This window comes from Pseudomonas sp. BJa3 (assembly GCF_026343815.1).
Classification (GTDB): Bacteria; Pseudomonadota; Gammaproteobacteria; order Pseudomonadales; family Pseudomonadaceae; genus Aquipseudomonas; species Aquipseudomonas soli.
On sequence record NZ_JAOXMC010000022.1, the window covers coordinates 14,137 to 30,579 of the forward strand.

Below are 16,443 nucleotides of genomic sequence, written 5' to 3' on the forward strand. Positions count from 1 at the left end.
ACAAGAACAACTCTGGGAGCGTGGATGAACATCAAGCAGAAACTCACCTGGGCCTTCGCCATCATCGCCGGCCTGCCCATCGTCCTGGTCGCCACCCTGGTGGTGCTCAACCTGCGCGGCGAAGCCCGCGATGATTTTCTCGACAACAGCAGCCGGGAGATTCGCCAGGTCGGCAATGCCATGGACATTTTCTTCCAGGGCATCACCCAGAACGTCGACTACCTGGCCGCGCAGCCCCTGGTGGCGGCCAGCGCTGACAACGTCAAGAAGCACATCAGCGCCGATGCCGCCAGCATCGCTCCCGGCGAGCAGGACAAGGCGCTGTTCGACCTGTTCAGCCGCCTGGCCCAGAGCCACCCGGACTACGCCTATGTGTCCTATGGCCTGAAGGACGGCGGCTACGCGTTCTGGCCGGGCGATCCGAAAATGGCCAACTATGACCCGCGTACTCGCCCCTGGTACCAGGCGGCCATGGCCAACCCCGGCAAAACCCTGCGCACCGCCCCCTACTACTGGGCCGGCGACGACGCCGTGCTGGTCAGCACCGTGCGCGCCGTGGCCAACACGCTGGGCAACCCGGGCGGCGTGGTCAACATCGATGTGTCGCTCAAGGGCCTTACCGAAATCGTCAAGCAGATCAAGCTGGGCGAGAGCGGCTACCTGATCCTCATGGAAAACAACGGCAACGTGATGGTCGACCCGCGCGACGCCAGCCACAACTTCAAGCAGCTCGCCAGCCTGGGCGACGGCTACGCCGAGCTGGCCAAGGCCGGCAAGGGCCTGGCCGAAGTGCAGTTGAACGGCGAGCGCTACATGGCCAACGTCTACCCCGACGAGAAACTCGGCTGGACCTTCATCGGCCTGATCCAGCAAGACGAAGTGATGCAGACCACCACCCGCCTTACCTGGCTGATCGGCGTCGTCGCGTTGATCCTGGCCGCCGTGTTCGCCGTGGTAGGCGCGGCGTTCGCCAAGCTCATCGTGCGCCCGATCAACAGCGTCACCAGCGGCCTGGAGGACATCGCCCAAGGCGAAGGCGACCTGACCCGCAACCTGGAGATCCGCGGCCGCGACGAAACCGCCCAGCTGGCCAGCTGGTTCAACCAGTTCCTCGGCGCCATCCGTAGCCTGATCCAGCACATCGGCGGTGCGGCGAGCAAGATCCTCAGCACCTCCAACAGCTCGACCCGCGTTTCCGGCGACATGGCCGAAGCGGCCGGGCGCCAGCGCGAAGCGGTGGACATGGTCTCCACGGCCTTCCATGAGATGGTCGCCACCGCCAACGAGGTGGCCCGTTCCTGCAGCCAGGCCGCGCAATCGGCCGACAGCGGCCAGCAGCAGGCCCGTGAAGGGCAGCAGCAGATCGACGCGGCGGTGCAGAGCGTCGATCGCCTGAGCCAGGAAATCGAGCAGTCGGCGCAGTCGATCCAGCAACTGGAGCGTGACAGCAATGCCATCCAGTCGATCCTCGGCACCATCCGCTCGATTGCCGAGCAGACCAACCTGCTGGCGCTCAACGCCGCCATCGAGGCCGCACGCGCCGGTGAGCAGGGCCGCGGCTTTGCCGTGGTCGCCGACGAAGTCCGCGCCCTGGCCAAGCGCACCGCCGACTCCACCGCCGAGATCGACGGCCTGCTGGGCAACCTGGCCAGCCGCACGGCCCAGGTGGCCGAACAGATGCACGCCAGCATCGAGGTCTCGCAGCAGTCGGTCAGCCGTATCGGCCTGGCCCGCGACAGCTTCGGCCAGATCCGCGAATCGGTGGACGTCATCCGCGACATGAACACCCAGATCGCCACCGCCGCCGAGGAGCAGCACCAGGTGGCCGAGGACATCAACCGCCACATCAGCCAGATCCATGGCGATGCCCAACTGGTGGCGGAACTGGCCCAGGCGGCGCGTCAGGACTCCGAGAGCCTTGCCGGGCTGTCCAACGAGCTGGATGCGCTGGTGCGCAGGTTCAAGACCTGAGTTGCCGGCGGTGGGCACGCGCGCTCTTGTAGATGCGCGGTTGCCCACCGACCGGCCTTTTACCTGCTACAGGCGAAGCTCCCCCGGCGTCGCCCCGAACAACTGCTTGAACGCGGCAATGTAGGCCGAGGTCGAGTCATAACCGCAGCCCAGCGCCGCCTGGGTGACGCTCTCCCCCGCCTCCAGCAGCGCCAGCGACGTCAACAGGCGCATGCGCTGGCGCCAGTTGCGAAAGCTCAGCCCCGTCTCGCGCTGGAACAGGCGCATCAGGGTCTTTTCCGACACCCCCAGTTGCACGGCCCACTGCTGCAAGGTCTGCACCTGGTCGGGCGCGGCGATCAGCCCGTTGCACAACGCCAGCAACCCCGGATGGCGCGGCAACGGCAGAGAGAAGCCTACCTGCGGCAGGGTGCGCAGTTGGTCCAGCAACACCGCCACCAGCCGCGCCTCGGCGCTGTCGCCCTCCGGATAGGCCACGGCGAAGGTGCAGAACTGCTTGATCAGCTCGCGCGCCAGCGGCGTGACCTCCAGCACCCGGCATTCGCTGGGCGACCATGGGCAGGCGTCGCTGCGCACATACAGGCTGCGCATCTCGGCCTGCATCGAGGTCACCACATCGTGCTCGGTGCCGGCCGGGATCCACACGCCCCATTGCGGCGGGGCGAAGTAGCTGCCGTCGCTGGTGTACACGCCAAGCACCCCGCTGATGGCGTAGGAGAACTGCACCCAGTCGTGGCGGTGGCGGGTGGTCCAGGATCCGGCACCGAGGCTCTCGGCGCGGGCATAGAGCGGCCTGGGCAAGTGGTCCAGCGTGGGGATGGGGCGCGGGCCGATAGTCGACATGATTGGGCCTGGTGTCTCGGGACGGACAAGGGTATCAGCCATCGCAGTCAACGCCGAACCTATCGCTCGATGATCGCCGTCACTCCCTGGCCGCCCGCCGCGCAGATGGAGATCAGGCCGCGCCCCTTGCCCCGCTCGCTGAGCAGCTTGGCCATGTTCGCCAGAATCCGCCCGCCCGTCGCGGCGAACGGGTGCCCCGCAGCCAGCGAACTGCCCTTAACATTGAGCCTGGTACGGTCAATCGCACCGAGTGGCGCGTCGAGCCCCAGCCGTGTGCGGCAGTAGTCGGCATCTTCCCAGGCCTTGAGAGTGCACAGCACCTGGGCGGCAAAGGCTTCGTGGATTTCGTAGAAATCGAAGTCCTGCAAGGTCAGGCCGTTGCGTGCCAGCAGCCGTGGCACCGCGTACACCGGCGCCATTAGCAGGCCCTCCTGGCCATGGACGAAATCCACCGCCGCCGCCTCGCCGTCGACCAGGTAGGCCTGCACCTTGAGGCCATGTTCCTCGGCCCAGGCCTCGCTGCCGAGCAGTACCAGCGAGGCACCATCGGTCAGCGGCGTGGAGTTGCCCGGCGTGAGCGTGCCAAGGCCGCTGCGCTCGAACACCGGCTTGAGCTTGGCCAGCTGTTCCAGGGTGAGGTCGGCGCGCAGGTTGTTGTCGCGGCTCAGCCCCAGGTAGGGCGTGAGCAGGTCGTCGTGCCATCCCTCGCGATAGGACGCCGCCAGGTGCTGATGGCTGAGCAGCGCCAGCGCATCCTGGTCGCCACGCTCGATCTGCCAGGTCTGCGCCATGCGCTCGCAATGCTCGCCCATCGACAGCCCCGTGCGCGGCTCGCCGTTGCGCGGCAGCTCGGGCTTGAGCAGGCCCGGACGCAACTTGAGGAAAGGCTTGAGGCGCTCGCCAAGACTCTTGCCACGGTTGGCCTGCAGCAGGATCTGACGCAACCCTTCGCTCACCGCGATGGGGGCATCCGAGGTGGTGTCGACGCCGCCGGCGATGCCGCTGTCGATCTGTCCCAGGGCGATCTTGTTGGCCACCAGCAACGCCGCCTCCAGCCCAGTGCCGCAGGCCTGCTGGATATCGTAGGCCGGCGTCTGCGGCGACAAGCGCGAGCCGAGCACGCACTCGCGGGTCAGGTTCATGTCACGCGAGTGCTTGAGCACCGCCCCCGCCGCGACCTCGCCCAGGCGCAGCCCATGCAGGCGGTAGCGCTCCACCAGGCCTTCGAGGGCGGCGGTGAGCATCGCCTGGTTGCTGGCCTTGGCGTAGGCGCCATTGGAGCGGGCGAAGGGAATCCGGTTGCCCCCCAGGATCGCGACCCGGCGAATTGACTGCATGCCTGTTCCTCCTGAAACAATTTGAGCCTTAAGACTAGGTTCTTTTCGGCTATTCGAACGACCCTGCCACAAAGTTGGTCCACACTTGCATGCTTGCCTTCAGGGAGAACCGTACATGAGCGACCGCTATCTGGGCTTTGCCAACTCCACCCTTGGCCGCAAACTGGTCGATGCCCTCGGCCTGCCGCGCCCGGTGCCGCTGGAGCGCTGGCAGGCCGGGCGCCTGCGCCCCATCGAGGGCGCGCTGGTACTCGGTGGCGGCCCGCTGGCCAGCCAGGTCGCGGCAATCGCCCCACGCCTGACCGCCGATTGCTACGGCTTCGACGCCGAAGCGCTCGACGCCCCCGCCTGGGTCGCCGGCCTGGGGCCGAAAATCAAGGCCGTGGTGTTCGATGCCAGTCACTTGTCCGACAGCGATGCGCTCAAGCAGTTGCGCGAATTCTTCCAGCCCTTGCTGCGCAGCCTGGCCCCCAGCGCCCATATGGTGATCCTGGGGCGCGCCCCGGAAAGCCTGGACGATGCGCAAGCCAGTGTCGCCCAACGCGCCCTGGAGGGTTTCAGCCGTTCGCTGGCCAAGGAGTTGCGCAACGGCGCAACGGCCAATCTCTTGTATGTCGGTGATGGCGCCGAAGACCAGCTCGAAGGCGCGCTGCGCTTCTTCCTCTCGCCCAAGAGTGCCTTCGTTTCCGGGCAGGTCCTGCGCCTGTCGGCGTGCGCCGCCCAGGTCGAAGACTGGACTCGCCCGCTGGCCGGCCGTCACGCCCTGGTCACCGGTGCCGCGCGGGGTATCGGCGCGGCCATCGCCGAAACACTGGCCCGCGATGGCGCCGAGGTGACCTTGCTCGACGTGCCCCAGGCGCAGCGCGACCTCGACGCCCTCGCCGCGCGCCTGGGCGGCCGTGCCCTGGCCCTGGACATCTGCGCCGCCGATGCCGCCGCGCAGTTGCTCGAAGCCTTGCCGCAAGGCCTGGACATCGTGGTGCACAACGCCGGCATCACCCGCGACAAGACCCTTGCCAACATGACCCCGGAATACTGGGACGCGGTGCTGGCCGTCAACCTCAAGGCCCCGCAGGTGCTGACCCAGGCGCTGTTCGAGGGTGGCAAGCTGCAGCGCGACGCCCGTATCACCCTGCTCGCCTCGGTCAGCGGTATCGCCGGCAACCGCGGCCAGTCCAACTACGCGGCCAGCAAGGCCGGGCTGATCGGTTTCGCCCAGGCCTGGGCGCCGCGCCTGGCCGCACAGGGTGCCAGCATCAACGCGGTGGCGCCGGGCTTTATCGAGACGCACATGACCGCGGCCATGCCCATGGGCCTGCGCGAAGCCGGCCGGCGCCTGAGCTCGCTCGGCCAGGGCGGCTTGCCGCAGGATGTCGCCGAGGCCATCGCCTGGCTCAGCCAGCCAGGTTCCGGCGCGGTCAACGGCCAGGCCCTGCGGGTCTGCGGCCAGGCCTTGATGGGAGCCTGACCATGACCCGACCTTGGCACGACCTGCACAGCCCCGACTCACGCCTGAACCTCTACCTGCGCGCCCTCGGCAGACGCAAGATCCGTGGCAGCCAGTTGCCGGAGCCGGGCCTGCGCTGCTACCTGCGGGTCGATGCCGCCAACCTGGCGGCCTATCGCCGGCTCTGCCACTTCGCCGATGACGGCCGCCTGCCGGGCACCTACCCGCACATCATGGCCTTCAACCTGCAATTGCAGTTGCTCACCGGCGACGACTTCCCCTTCCCCCTGCTCGGGCTGGTGCACCTGCACAACAGCCTGCGGGTGCTGCGCCCACTGGGCGGCATCGATGGGTTGCGCTTCGCGGTGTACGCCGACAACCTGCAGCCCCACGAAAAGGGCGGCACCTTCGACCTGGTGACCGAGGCCGAGGACGGGCTCGGGCTGCTCTGGCGCGAGACCAGCCGCATGCTGGTGCGCGGCCTCAAGCTCGAGCAACAGGCCGCCAGCGCCACCGCGCAGACACCCGCCGCATTGCCCGAGGCCACCCGCTGGTACGCCGACAGCGACATCGGCAGGCGCTATGCCAGGGTCTGCGGCGACTACAACCCGATCCACCTGAGCCGCCTCAGCGCACGGCTGTTCGGTTTCCCCAGAGCCATCGCCCACGGCATGTGGAGCAAGGCCATGGCGCTGGCGGCGCTGCAGGGGCACCTGCCGAAAGCCGGTTATGAATTCGCGGTGGATTTCCATAAGCCGGTGCGACTGCCTTCGGAAGTAGTGCTGAGCGCCAGCGAGGCGGGTCCGGCCGGCGAGCTGCGCCTGGATGGCCACGGTGGGCTGGTGCACATGCTTGGCAGTTGGCGCGCGCTCTGATCGGGCTTGCTTTGCAAGGAACCTCGCCGGAAGCTATGCGCCACGAGGAGATCCCGATGAACCTGCAAGAACTGACCGAACGCCTGCACCGCATCCGCGACACCAACGACTGGCGGGGTTTCCACAGCCCGAAGAACCTGGCCATGGCCGCCAGCGTCGAAATGGCCGAGCTGGTGGAAATCTTCCAGTGGCTGAGCGAAGACCAGTCGCGCCAGCTGCCTGCCGACCAGCTTGCCCACGCCGGCCAGGAAGTGGGCGATATCGTTCTCTACCTGCTGCTGTTGTGCAGCGAGCTTGGCCTCGACATGAACGAGGTGGTGCGGGCCAAGCTCGCCGACAGCGAGAGGCGCTTCGCCAAATGAACGACCGTCATTTCGATGAGCTGGCCAGCCGCTTCGCCGAGAAGATCTATGGTGGCGCCAAGGGGGCGATCCGCCTGGCGGTGCTCCAGGCCGACCTGGCCGAAACGTTGCCCGACCGCCCCTTGCGGGTACTCGACATCGGCGCCGGCCTGGGCCACATGGCCCTGTGGCTGGCCCAGCGTGGCCACCAACTGACCCTCGCCGAGCCCGCCGCGCCGATGCTCGACGGTGCCCGTGCGCGCTTCGCCGAGGCCGGCCAGCAGGCGACGTTCATCCAGGCGCCCTGGCAGGACCTGCTTGGCCAGCTCACCGAGCCCTACGACCTGGTGCTGTGCCACGCGGTGCTCGAATGGCTGGCCGAACCCGAAAGCATCCTGCCGGTGCTGCATCAGCTGACCGCGCCGGGCGGCTGGCTGTCGCTGGCCTTCTACAACCGCGACGCGCTGGTCTACCGCAACCTGCTCAAGGGGCATTTCCGCAAGCTGCGGCACAACCGCCTGGCCGGCGAGAAGCAGAGCCTGACGCCACAGAAACCACTTGATCCACGCGAGCTCAAGGCGCAACTTGAGCCCATGTGGCAGGTCGAAAGCGAAAGCGGCGTGCGGGTGTTCCACGACTACATGCCCAAGGAGTTCCAGGCCAAGGCCGAGCTGCTCGACCTGCTGGAGATGGAGCTGGCGCACCGTCGCCACCCCAGCTTCGCCGGCCTGGGTCGTTACCTGCACTGGATCTGCCGGCCCCACTGACCCGTCCGCCAGGAGGATACATGCCGTACCGTCTGCTCTGCCTGGCCCTGCTCCCCCTCGCCCTGGCCGCCTGCCAGGGCAGCAACCCCTATGTCGCCAGCGGCAAGCCGCTGCCACCGGCACCGCCGCAAGCCGCCGGTACCTTCGACGCCAGCGCCTACCCCACGCCACCGCGCGACTATGGCCGGTACCGCAGCTGGAGCTGGCGCAACAGCCAGCCCCCCGGCGGCCTGGCGAACGCCACGCCGGGCCAGTTGGCCGACGCGGTAAGCAGCGCCCTCGACCAGCACGGCCTGCGCCCGGCCCACAATGCTCCTGCCGACCTGCTGGTCAGCGCCGACGTGCGCCTGGAGCGGCGCCTGCGCCAGGTACGCGACTACGACTACGATCCCTATTACGGCCCCTACCCCTATGGCAGCGTCGGCTACGGCGGCTACCGCAATGGTTATGGCGCCTATGGCAGCGTGCCGATCGTGCGCACCTACCAGGTCGAAGTGATGGTGGTGCGCATCGACCTGTTCGATGCCCGCAACGGCCAGCCGGTGTGGAGCGCCAGCGCCGAAAGCGGCAGCGACAAGGACTCGCCGCGTGAACGCGAAAGCGCCCTGCGCGAGTCGGTGAGCAAGGCGATGAGCGGCTATCCTCCCAGCTGACCCTTTACGGAGAACCATCATGTTGCGCCGTCTCGTCCTTCTGTCCTTCGCCCTGCTGCTGGCGGCCTGTTCGAGCAACAACGTGCAGCAGGACTTCGATGCCAGCCGCGACTTCGCCGCCTACCGCAGTTGGGCCTGGCAGGAGCCGGCCCTGCAATACCGTCCGGACGATCCGCGGATCAAGAGCGACCTGACCGAGCAGCGCATCCGTCAGGCGGTCGCCGGGCAACTCGACCAGCGTGGCCTGCGCCCGGTCCAGGGCAGTGCCCGGGCCGATGTGAAGGTGCGCGCCTACCTGATCGTCGAGGACCGCCAGCAGCAGATCACCACCAACTATGGCGGCGCCTGGGGTGGTTATTGGGGCGGCTACTGGGGCGGGCCGATGTACAACGAGACCCGCAGCGTCGACTACAAGGTGGCGACCATCCAGGTCGACCTGTTCGACGGGCGTGACGGCAAGCTGGTGTGGCGTGGCAGCGCCGAACAGATCATGAACAACTACCCACCCAGCCCGCAGGAGCGCAACGCGGCAATCCAGAAGACCGTGACCCAGGTGCTGAGCAACTATCCGCCACATTGAGCCCCTGATCGCGGGGCAAACCCGCTGCCCCGCCCCCGCGATGCGCCGCTGGGGCGGGGCACTTCGATCAAGGCAACTTGCCATCACCTTGACTACACTCCTTGCACCGCCGCCACGCTGCCGGGCCCCAGGCCGGCAAAGGAGTGCCCGTGGTTCCCCGTTCCGTTGTGCGCCAACGCGGCGCGATCGGCCTGATGGCCGCGCTGACCATGGGCCTGGCCCTGGTGTTCATGCTCCTGACCGTCGACAGCGGCCGCCTCTACCTCGAACAACGCAAGCTGCAACGCATCGCCGACATGGCTGCGCTGGAAGCCGCCGAGCATGACGGCGCCTGCACCGGCAGCGGCCCGCAGGCATCCACCCTGGCCCGAACAGCCGCCACCCGCAACGGCCATTCGCCGCTCAACCCGTTGATCGCCAGCTGTGGCTACCTGCGCACCGGCAATGACAACCTGCGCACCTTCACTGCCGATAATCAGCGCAACGAGGCGATCAAGGTCGAGGTCAGCAATGTGGTGGTCACCAGCTTTGCCGGTGGCATCTACGCGCTGGTGCAGGGCGGTGCCATCGCCCGCACCACCACCCTGCGCGCCAGCGCGGTGGCCGCCAACCCTGGGCCGCCCCAGGCAATGCTGAGCATTCGCAGCACACTGCTGCAGGTCAGTTCGATGCAGTCGGCCATTCTCAACGCCCTGTTGAAGGCCATCGGCGCCAGCACCCAACTCACCGTGCTGGGCTGGCAAGGCATCGCCGATACCCAGCTCAACCTGCTCGATTACCTCGACGCACTGTCCACCGACCTGCACCTGAACCTGGGCGACTACCAGCAACTGCTGAACCTCCAGACCACCGCCGACAAGCTGCTGGACGTCGCCGTCAAGGTACTGCAGCAAAGCGGCGCCGCCGTGGAGGTGACCGGCAATCTGCTCAAACTCGCCGCGGACCTCAAAGGGCCGATCACCGTTGGACAATTACTCAACCTGCAGACCGGCACCGTCCAGGCCGGCCTGGACGCGAACGTGCAACTGCTGCAACTGGTCCAGGCCATGATTCAACTGGCGGCTAATCGGCAAGCGGTGAACGCCGAGATCCCCATCACCGTGCTGGGTCTGATCAACGGCCGCGTGTATCTGAAGGTGATCCAGCCCCCGCAGAACTCCGCCGTGGGCGACCCGCGCAGCGATGAGTTGCGCGTCCATACCGCGCAGATCCGCGCGCTGGTATCACTGGACCTGCCCCTGCTGACCGGCATCGCCGGGTTGCTCAATGCCGTGCTGGACCTGGCGGCGCCCTTGACCAACGTGCTCAACAACCTGCTCAGCCTGAACCTGCTGGGCACCGTGCAGTCGCTGACCTGCGCCCTGGGCATCCCGTGCAAGGTCAGCGACATCAAGCTGCTGGACAGCCAGGTGCACATCGACATCGGCATCGAAGTGGCCGAAGGCACCAGCCGCCTGCGCCCGGCACCACCCGACAACTACAGCTGCGCGCCCAAGAGCCTGACCACTCTCACCCAGCGCTCGGCGGCGAGGATCGCGATCGGCAAGTTCGACTCACCGGCCGAGTTCCTCAGCAATGGGCCTGACCTAGTGAAAGTGCAGGCCCTGCCGGTAATCGATATCGGCACCAATGTCTGCAGCCGCCTGCTGATCCTGCCGCCTTCCTGCGGTACACGCGTGCCCTATGCCGGCGGCGGTATCGGCCTGCGGGTGGACACCAAGCTGCTCGGCAGCAGCCCGACGGAAAAACCATTGGTCTTCGCCGGCGACCATGCCCCACGCACTATCGGCCAGGATCCGATGTTCCAGCCCATGGATAGCGACCAGGGCCAGGTGGTGGGCAGTCTGTCCGGCACGCTTGCGGGAGTACATCTGGAAGCCTACAGACCCACTGCCAACAGTGGCCTCGGCCAGGTGCTGGTGCTCACCGCCGGCCTGCTGGATGGGGTGAAGAACATCCTCGAGCCGATCATCAGGAACCTGCTCAGCCCGCTGCTCGATCCACTGGTCAACGGCTTGCTCAAGGTGCTGGGCATCGATCTGGCCAGCGCCGAGGTCGGCGCCAACCTCAGTTGCTCCAGCGGCCACGCTCAACTGGTGCAGTGAACCGGCAGCTCGATGCAGAAGCACGCGCCCCCAGGCGTATTGCTCACCGTCAGTTCGCCGCCCATCTGGCTGACGATGCCATGGCTGACCGATAGCCCCAGGCCGGTGCCGACACCAGCCGGCTTGGTGGTGAAAAAGGGTTCGAAGATCCGCTCGTGAAGCCGCGCATCGATGCCGCCGGCATTATCCTCCACCAGCAGCCACAGCCGCTCGCCATGCAGTGCCTGGCGCACGCGGATCCAGGGCTGCGCCACCTGCTGCTCCAGCAAGGCATCGCGGGCGTTGACCATCAGGTTGATCAGCACCTGCTCCAGCTGGTCCTGATGCCCGAGCACCTGTGGCATCGCCTCGGGCGATTCCAGCTGCAGCGCCACGCCCTTGCCGCGCAGGCCCTCCTCCAGCAATGCATGGGCGCCCTGTACCGCGCACCAGGCGGCGAAGCGCTCGCGCTCGACCGTCGAACGCCGGCCATACACGCGCATGTGCTCGACCAGCCGGGCCGCGCGCTCTACCTGCGCCTCGATGCGACGCAACTTGTCCTCCAGGTAGGCCGGATCGGCGGCGCCGTTCTCCAGGCGTTTGAGCGCATTGACCACCGCCATGCGCATCACGTTGAGCGGCTGGTTGATCTCGTGCAGCAGGCCGGTGGCCAACTCGCCGAGGGTAGCCATCTTGGCCCCCTGCAACAGCTGCTGCTGGCTGCGCCGCACCTCGGTGTTGTCACGGCCCACGGCCTGGACCTCGAGCAGGCGGCCTTCGCCGTCGAACATGCCGCGGTCGGCCCAGACCCACCAGGCATGCTCACGGCCAGGCAACTGCAGGCAGATCTCCGCGCTGCTCACCGGTTGCTCGGGCGTCAGTGCCCGCAGGCGCTGGATGAATCCCTCGCGCTGGTCGGCGGACAACCATTGCCCCAGGTCCGCGCCCTGCAACTGCTCGGGCGTGCAACCCAGGTAATCGGCCAGCGGGCGATTGCCGAACAGCACGCTGAGGTCCGGGCGATAGCGGCAGATCATCGCCGGCGAGTCCTCCACCAGCACCCGGTAGCGTTCCTCGCTCTGGCGCATGCGCTCGGCGGCCTCGGTGGCTTCGCTGACGTCCAGCCACAGGCCGACCACCTCCAGCGGCTGACCCAAGTCGTCACGCAGCAGGCGGGCCTCGTCGAGCATCCAGTGGTAACCCCCCAGGTGGTCGCGCAGGCGATAGCGGCAACGCACCTGGCCATCGCGCAGCAGGCTGCGGGTGCGCTCCAGCCACAGCGGACGGTCGTCGGGGTGCACCGCCAGGCCCGGCTGGCGGGCGAATTCGCCGTCGGCCTCCCAACCCAGCAACGGCGCCAGGCTGGCACTGTAGAAATCGCTGTGCAGCGCGCCCTCGGCATAGCGTTGCACATAGATCACCGCGGGTGAGCGGGCAATCAGGTTCTCCAGCCGCGCCCGGGCCGCGCCAGCCTGTTGCTCCTGGGCCTTGAGGGCACTGATATCGAGCAGGAAACCGCGCAACTGGCCGCCCCGGCCCTGGCCGGCCCAATGGAACCAGCGCGGCGTCGCGAGCGGGTCACGGTCCAGCAGACGCACACCCAGGCTCAACGCCTGCCCGTCACGGGCCTGGTCCAGGGCCAGCTGCGCCGGTTCGCGGTCGGCCGGGTGCAGGCGGTCAAGCCACTGGGCCTGGCCGACCCGGCTGTCGAAACCAAGGGCTGCGGCCAGGGCCGGGTCCAACTGCAGGTCGCCGTGCGCCGGCCACTCCCACCACCCGGCGCCCAACTGCTGCTGCAGGTCGTCGAGGTGATGGGCCTGGTGCTGCAGTTGCTGGCGGCGATGCCGTACCAGCAGCGGCTCGGTCAAGCTGCGCACCAGGGCCATGGCCATGTCGACCGCAGGCACCTGGCGCGCCCCGGCGCACAACATCCAGGCCTCGGCCTCCAGCCCTTGCCGATAGGGCACCAGGAACAGCGAGGCGCCTCCGCACAGGGCGAGCAGATCAGGGTCGTCGCGCACCTCGATCAGGGTCTGGGTCGGCCACTGGTCCAGCCTGTCCCGCAACCGACGATCATCGGGCCAGGGCCAGGCATCATCGCTGCTGGCAAAGTGGCGCCAGCCGCCCGGCTCGCGCAGCACCAGGCGCAGCGCGGCGGCCTGCCAGTGTTCAGTCAGGCTGCGCAACTGCTCGCGCACCGTCTGCGCCAGGCGCTCGGCGCCGCATTCGCGCAGGGCATGGCCGATCTCTCCGAGCAGCGGTCGCTGGCGATCCCAGCGCTGTTCGCGGAGCAGGTCGCCGATATCGAACAGTTGCAGCATCCAGCCCTGCTCGTGGCGTTGCAGCCAGCCACGGGTGTGCAGGGCGTGGCCCATGACCGTATGGAAATCCAAGTCCAGTGGCTGCCCCTGCCAGTCCGCGGGATGGCCTTCGAGCACCAGCCAACTGTGTCGCTCCAGGTAGTCGTGCACCCGTGCGCCAGCCTGGCCGGGCAATGCCAGCAAGCTGCGCAGCGGGCCGGCCAGGCGCAGCACCCGCGCCTGGTCGTCGAGCCACAGTTGCAGGCCGACGGCGGGTGTCGCCTCGGGCGCCTGGGCAGGAGCCGGCGCGGCGAACCAGCGGTCGAACAGACCGCCACTCACAGTTGCAGGCTCGCCTGGGCCTGCAGCCGCGCGGGCAGCTTGGGCACATCACCGATCACCGGCAGCAGCAGGGTTGGCAAGACCCGGTTGAGGCGTTCGCGGGGGTAGTCGATCACCACCGTCAGCACCTTGTCCGTGCCCACGGTGACCCGGGTATCGGTGTTCACATTGAAGCCCAGCGCATTGGGCATCCACGCCAATTGCTGGCCGATCACCTGACGGGCCAGCCCCTGCACGTCCAGCTCGTAGGTCTGGCTGCTCGGGTCCACGGCCACGCAACGGCGCACCGCTTCGCTGCTGGCTTGGTTGAACGACTGCAGCATGAGCATTGGCAAGGCGTAGCTGACCAGGCCGTAGAACACCGCGAAAAACACCATGAATACCGCGACAAACTCGATGGCAGCCGCGCCTTTTTGTTGTCCCGCCGGGCCTGCTTTCATGTTCGCGTCTACCCTGACTGTGAGACCTGTCTGAAAGCATAGAACCGTTCAACGAATAGGGATGGCAATTTGCCAATGCAAAGCATTGTTCTCCTGCTGTGGCTTGCCTTGTGCACCGAACAAGATGTCCGTGAACGACAAATCTCCAACGCCCTGACCCTGGGCGTCGCGGCGTGCGCCCTGGCCTGGCTGTTCGCCACCGGACGCAGCTGGATCGGCGCCGACGCCAGCGAGGCCGGCTGGGGCCTGGCCATCGTCATGCTGCTGACCCTGCCCGGCTACATGCTCGGCCGCTTCGGCGCCGGCGACGTGAAACTGATGGGCGCCCTGGCGCTGGCCACCAGCCCGCAGTACGTGCTCGGTACCTTCATCGGCGCCGGGGTCACCGTCCTGGCCTGGATGTTCGGCCGCCGGCGCCTGTGGACCCTGCTCAACCCCAAGGTGAAGAAGCGCCTGCAGGCGCTGGCCGAACAGGTCGGCGACAAGCAGCCCTTTGCCCCCTACGTGCTCGCTGGCTTCCTGCTGACAGCGGTATGGATCCAATAAACGACCGAAGGGTCGGATTCTGGAGTAGGACCGATGTACATAACGGCAAAGTGCGACTACTTTTCTAACTGCCAGAGCGTCTGGCCCGGGAGCAGGGCCGATACAACAGGGAGTTGATCGTGAACAAACCCGTCAGTGAGGTGAAAGTGCTGGTGGTCGACGACCAGCCAGTGATCGTCGAAGAGTTGTGCGAATTCCTCGAAAGCGAGGGCTACCGTTGTGTCCCCGCCCACTCCACCGGCCAGGGCATCGACTGCTTCAAGGCGGACGAAACCATCGGCCTGATCCTGTGTGACCTGCACATGCCCGAACGCGATGGCATCGAACTGGTGCGCACGTTGAAGCAGCTCGCCGGGCCGCAGCGCATGTTCGAGGCGATCATGTTGACCGGCCGCGCCGACAAGCAGGACGTGATCCGCGCCCTGCGCGAGGGTTTTGCGGACTACTACCAGAAACCCATGGACCTGGACGAACTGCTCGAAGGCGTGCGCCGCCAGGAAACCGCGCTGCTGGAGCGGCGGCGCAACTTCCGCGAACTGGGCAGCCTCAACCAACGCCTGCAGGAGCTGGCCGAGTCCATCGACGACCTCTACCAGGACCTGGAGAAAGCCCGGGGCCAAGGCGCCCATCGGCGCGCCGGCGATAGCGAGGAAGGCGAGCCGGAGCTGCCGGCGGCGTTCGAGAAGCTGTCACCGCGGCAACTGGAAGTCGCCCGGCTGGTGAGCAAGGGCAAGACCAACTACCAGATCGCCTGCGAACTGGGCATCACCGAAAACACGGTGAAGCTGTACGTGTCCCAGGTGCTGCGCCTGACCCACATGCACAACCGCACGCAACTGGCGCTGGCGCTGACCCCACGCTCTTCGCCAGTGCATCAGCGCTTTACCACCCATTGAATGTCTTGATTCTGATCGCGGGGCCAGGCCGCGATCAGGCACTCAATTGTTCGACGAACTGATCTTGGTCCAGCGGTAGAAATCCGGGATCGGATACTTGTAGCTGTCCAGCCAGCGCTGCATGGCCTGGTCGCGCTCCTTGTCGGTCTGCACCTGGCGCACGCTGGAGGCCTGGCGGTTGCTCGCCTGCACCTGCAACAGGGCTTCGGTGGCGGTCTGCGGGCGCGGCTGGCGCGGCGGGTCCTCGGCCAGCGCCGACAGTGGCGCGGCCAGGCAGGCGAGGACGATCCAGGGCTTGAACATGTTCACCTCCGCTCAGTTGATGGCCGCGGCCGGGGATTCAGTGGCGGCCAGCGGGCCACGCCCGTTGGCAAGAATGCGCTGCGCCCGGGCCTGGGCCTCGGCGAACTGCTCGGGCTTCAGGTGCAGGCGATTGACCAGGTCCTCCGCCTGGCGCCAGTTGTCCTGCACCAGCGACAGGGTCACCAGGTTGACGGCCGGCAGCGGGTTATCGTCCTTGAGCTCGATGGCGGTCAGAAACTCGAAACGCGCCTGTTCGTGATTGCCCAGGTTCATCTGCACCACGCCCAGGTCGTTGCGCACCTTCTCGTCGGTGGGCGCCAGCCGCGCCGCCCGTTGCAGGTTGCGCAGGGCCTGGGTGTCGTCGCCACGGGCCGAGGCCAGTTGCCCCAGGCCGTGCTCGCCTTCGGCGGCCAGGCAGCCGCCGAGCAGGCTGCGGTAAAGCGGTTCGGCCTCGGGGCGCCCGAGCAGGCGCAGCACCTTGGCCTTGCGCAGACGCACCTGCTCGAGCTGCTCGGGCAACTGCTCCAGGTGGGCCAGCCCGGCGTGCGGGCGGCCTTCGCTGATCATCTGGTCGGCCATGTCCAGGCTCAACTGCTGGTCGGCGTCGGGCTTGCCACAGGTACCGCCGCCCAGCAGGCGCGCCAGGCCTTCGGGGGGCTGCCCGGCGCAGCCGCCGAGCAGCAGCAGGCTGATGAACGTCAGGATGGCTTTCATTGCG

Annotated in this window: 16 protein-coding genes and 1 pseudogene; 11 read left to right on the top strand and 6 right to left on the bottom strand. The window is 67.4% G+C overall.

Annotated features, from left to right (window positions below):
- Positions 1–180 precede the first annotated feature (180 nt).
- Together OH705_RS29390 and OH705_RS29395 are read left to right on the top strand one after the other, a co-directional pair.
- Positions 181–1,113, top strand: a pseudogene (locus OH705_RS29390) (cache domain-containing protein); the annotation flags it as partial.
- A gap of 129 nt (positions 1,114–1,242) precedes the next feature.
- Entirely contained in the window at positions 1,243–1,971 is a 729-nt protein-coding gene (locus OH705_RS29395; RefSeq protein ID WP_376752419.1) for a methyl-accepting chemotaxis protein, read from the top strand.
- Between the two features lie 66 nt (positions 1,972–2,037).
- Here the strand turns inward: OH705_RS29395 and OH705_RS22930 are convergent, their stop codons facing one another.
- Both OH705_RS22930 and OH705_RS22935 read right to left on the bottom strand, forming a co-directional pair.
- Positions 2,038–2,814, bottom strand: coding sequence for an AraC family transcriptional regulator (locus OH705_RS22930; RefSeq protein ID WP_038706826.1), 777 nt, complete (start codon positions 2,812–2,814; stop codon positions 2,038–2,040).
- Positions 2,815–2,873: 59 nt separating this feature from the next.
- A complete protein-coding gene (locus OH705_RS22935; RefSeq protein ID WP_104444885.1) occupies positions 2,874–4,151 on the bottom strand; it encodes an acetyl-CoA C-acetyltransferase in 1,278 nt (425 codons plus the stop codon).
- Positions 4,152–4,266: 115 nt separating this feature from the next.
- Here OH705_RS22935 and OH705_RS22940 point away from each other — a divergent pair, with 115 nt between their 5' ends.
- The 7 genes from OH705_RS22940 (at position 4,267) to OH705_RS22970 (ending at position 10,919) form a co-directional block, all read left to right on the top strand.
- Entirely contained in the window at positions 4,267–5,619 is a 1,353-nt protein-coding gene (locus OH705_RS22940) for a 3-oxoacyl-ACP reductase (RefSeq protein WP_110605531.1), read from the top strand.
- A gap of 2 nt (positions 5,620–5,621) precedes the next feature.
- Positions 5,622–6,473 carry a MaoC family dehydratase gene (locus OH705_RS22945; RefSeq protein WP_267303049.1) on the top strand — a complete coding sequence of 284 codons (852 nt, stop codon included), beginning with the start codon at positions 5,622–5,624 and terminating at the stop codon, positions 6,471–6,473.
- A gap of 56 nt (positions 6,474–6,529) precedes the next feature.
- Positions 6,530–6,835: a MazG-like family protein gene (locus OH705_RS22950; protein ID WP_046857688.1), complete on the top strand. Its 306-nt coding sequence runs from the start codon at positions 6,530–6,532 to the stop codon at positions 6,833–6,835.
- The gene (locus tag OH705_RS22955) at positions 6,832–7,581 is read left to right on the top strand and encodes a methyltransferase domain-containing protein (RefSeq protein WP_094012503.1); all 750 of its coding nucleotides are present in this window, start codon (positions 6,832–6,834) and stop codon (positions 7,579–7,581) included. Before OH705_RS22950 ends, OH705_RS22955 begins: the two co-directional genes overlap by 4 nt.
- Positions 7,582–7,601: 20 nt before the next feature.
- A complete protein-coding gene (locus OH705_RS22960; RefSeq protein ID WP_038706830.1) occupies positions 7,602–8,234 on the top strand; it encodes a DUF4136 domain-containing protein in 633 nt (210 codons plus the stop codon).
- Positions 8,235–8,253: 19 nt separating this feature from the next.
- Entirely contained in the window at positions 8,254–8,814 is a 561-nt protein-coding gene (locus tag OH705_RS22965; RefSeq protein WP_023630953.1) for a DUF4136 domain-containing protein, read from the top strand.
- 149 nt (positions 8,815–8,963) lie between these two features.
- Positions 8,964–10,919 carry a pilus assembly protein TadG-related protein gene (locus OH705_RS22970; protein WP_232888279.1) on the top strand — a complete coding sequence of 652 codons (1,956 nt, stop codon included), beginning with the start codon at positions 8,964–8,966 and terminating at the stop codon, positions 10,917–10,919.
- Here the strand turns inward: OH705_RS22970 and OH705_RS22975 are convergent.
- Positions 10,904–13,540 (bottom strand): PAS domain-containing sensor histidine kinase, encoded by a 2,637-nt coding sequence (locus OH705_RS22975; RefSeq protein WP_094012500.1) that lies wholly within the window; start codon positions 13,538–13,540, stop codon positions 10,904–10,906. The two genes, OH705_RS22970 and OH705_RS22975, sit on opposite strands and share 16 nt — an antisense overlap.
- Complete coding sequence (locus tag OH705_RS22980) at positions 13,537–13,980, bottom strand: TadE family protein (RefSeq protein WP_023632045.1); 444 nt, start codon at positions 13,978–13,980, stop codon at positions 13,537–13,539. The genes OH705_RS22975 and OH705_RS22980 overlap by 4 nt, the downstream gene beginning before the upstream one ends.
- Positions 13,981–14,055: 75 nt before the next feature.
- Here OH705_RS22980 and OH705_RS22985 point away from each other — a divergent pair, with 75 nt between their 5' ends.
- Positions 14,056–14,526: an A24 family peptidase gene (locus OH705_RS22985; protein WP_038706832.1), complete on the top strand. Its 471-nt coding sequence runs from the start codon at positions 14,056–14,058 to the stop codon at positions 14,524–14,526.
- A gap of 113 nt (positions 14,527–14,639) precedes the next feature.
- Positions 14,640–15,422: a response regulator gene (locus tag OH705_RS22990; protein WP_376780528.1), complete on the top strand. Its 783-nt coding sequence runs from the start codon at positions 14,640–14,642 to the stop codon at positions 15,420–15,422.
- A 42-nt stretch (positions 15,423–15,464) separates the two neighbouring features.
- Here OH705_RS22990 and OH705_RS22995 read toward each other — a convergent pair whose 3' ends face one another.
- Both OH705_RS22995 and OH705_RS23000 read right to left on the bottom strand, forming a co-directional pair.
- Complete coding sequence (locus OH705_RS22995; protein WP_038706834.1) at positions 15,465–15,725, bottom strand: DUF3613 domain-containing protein; 261 nt, start codon at positions 15,723–15,725, stop codon at positions 15,465–15,467.
- Positions 15,726–15,737: 12 nt separating this feature from the next.
- On the bottom strand, positions 15,738–16,439 hold the full coding sequence (locus tag OH705_RS23000; RefSeq protein WP_094012497.1) for a tetratricopeptide repeat protein: 702 nt from the start codon (positions 16,437–16,439) through the stop codon (positions 15,738–15,740).
- Between the last annotated feature and the right edge of the window lie 4 nt (positions 16,440–16,443).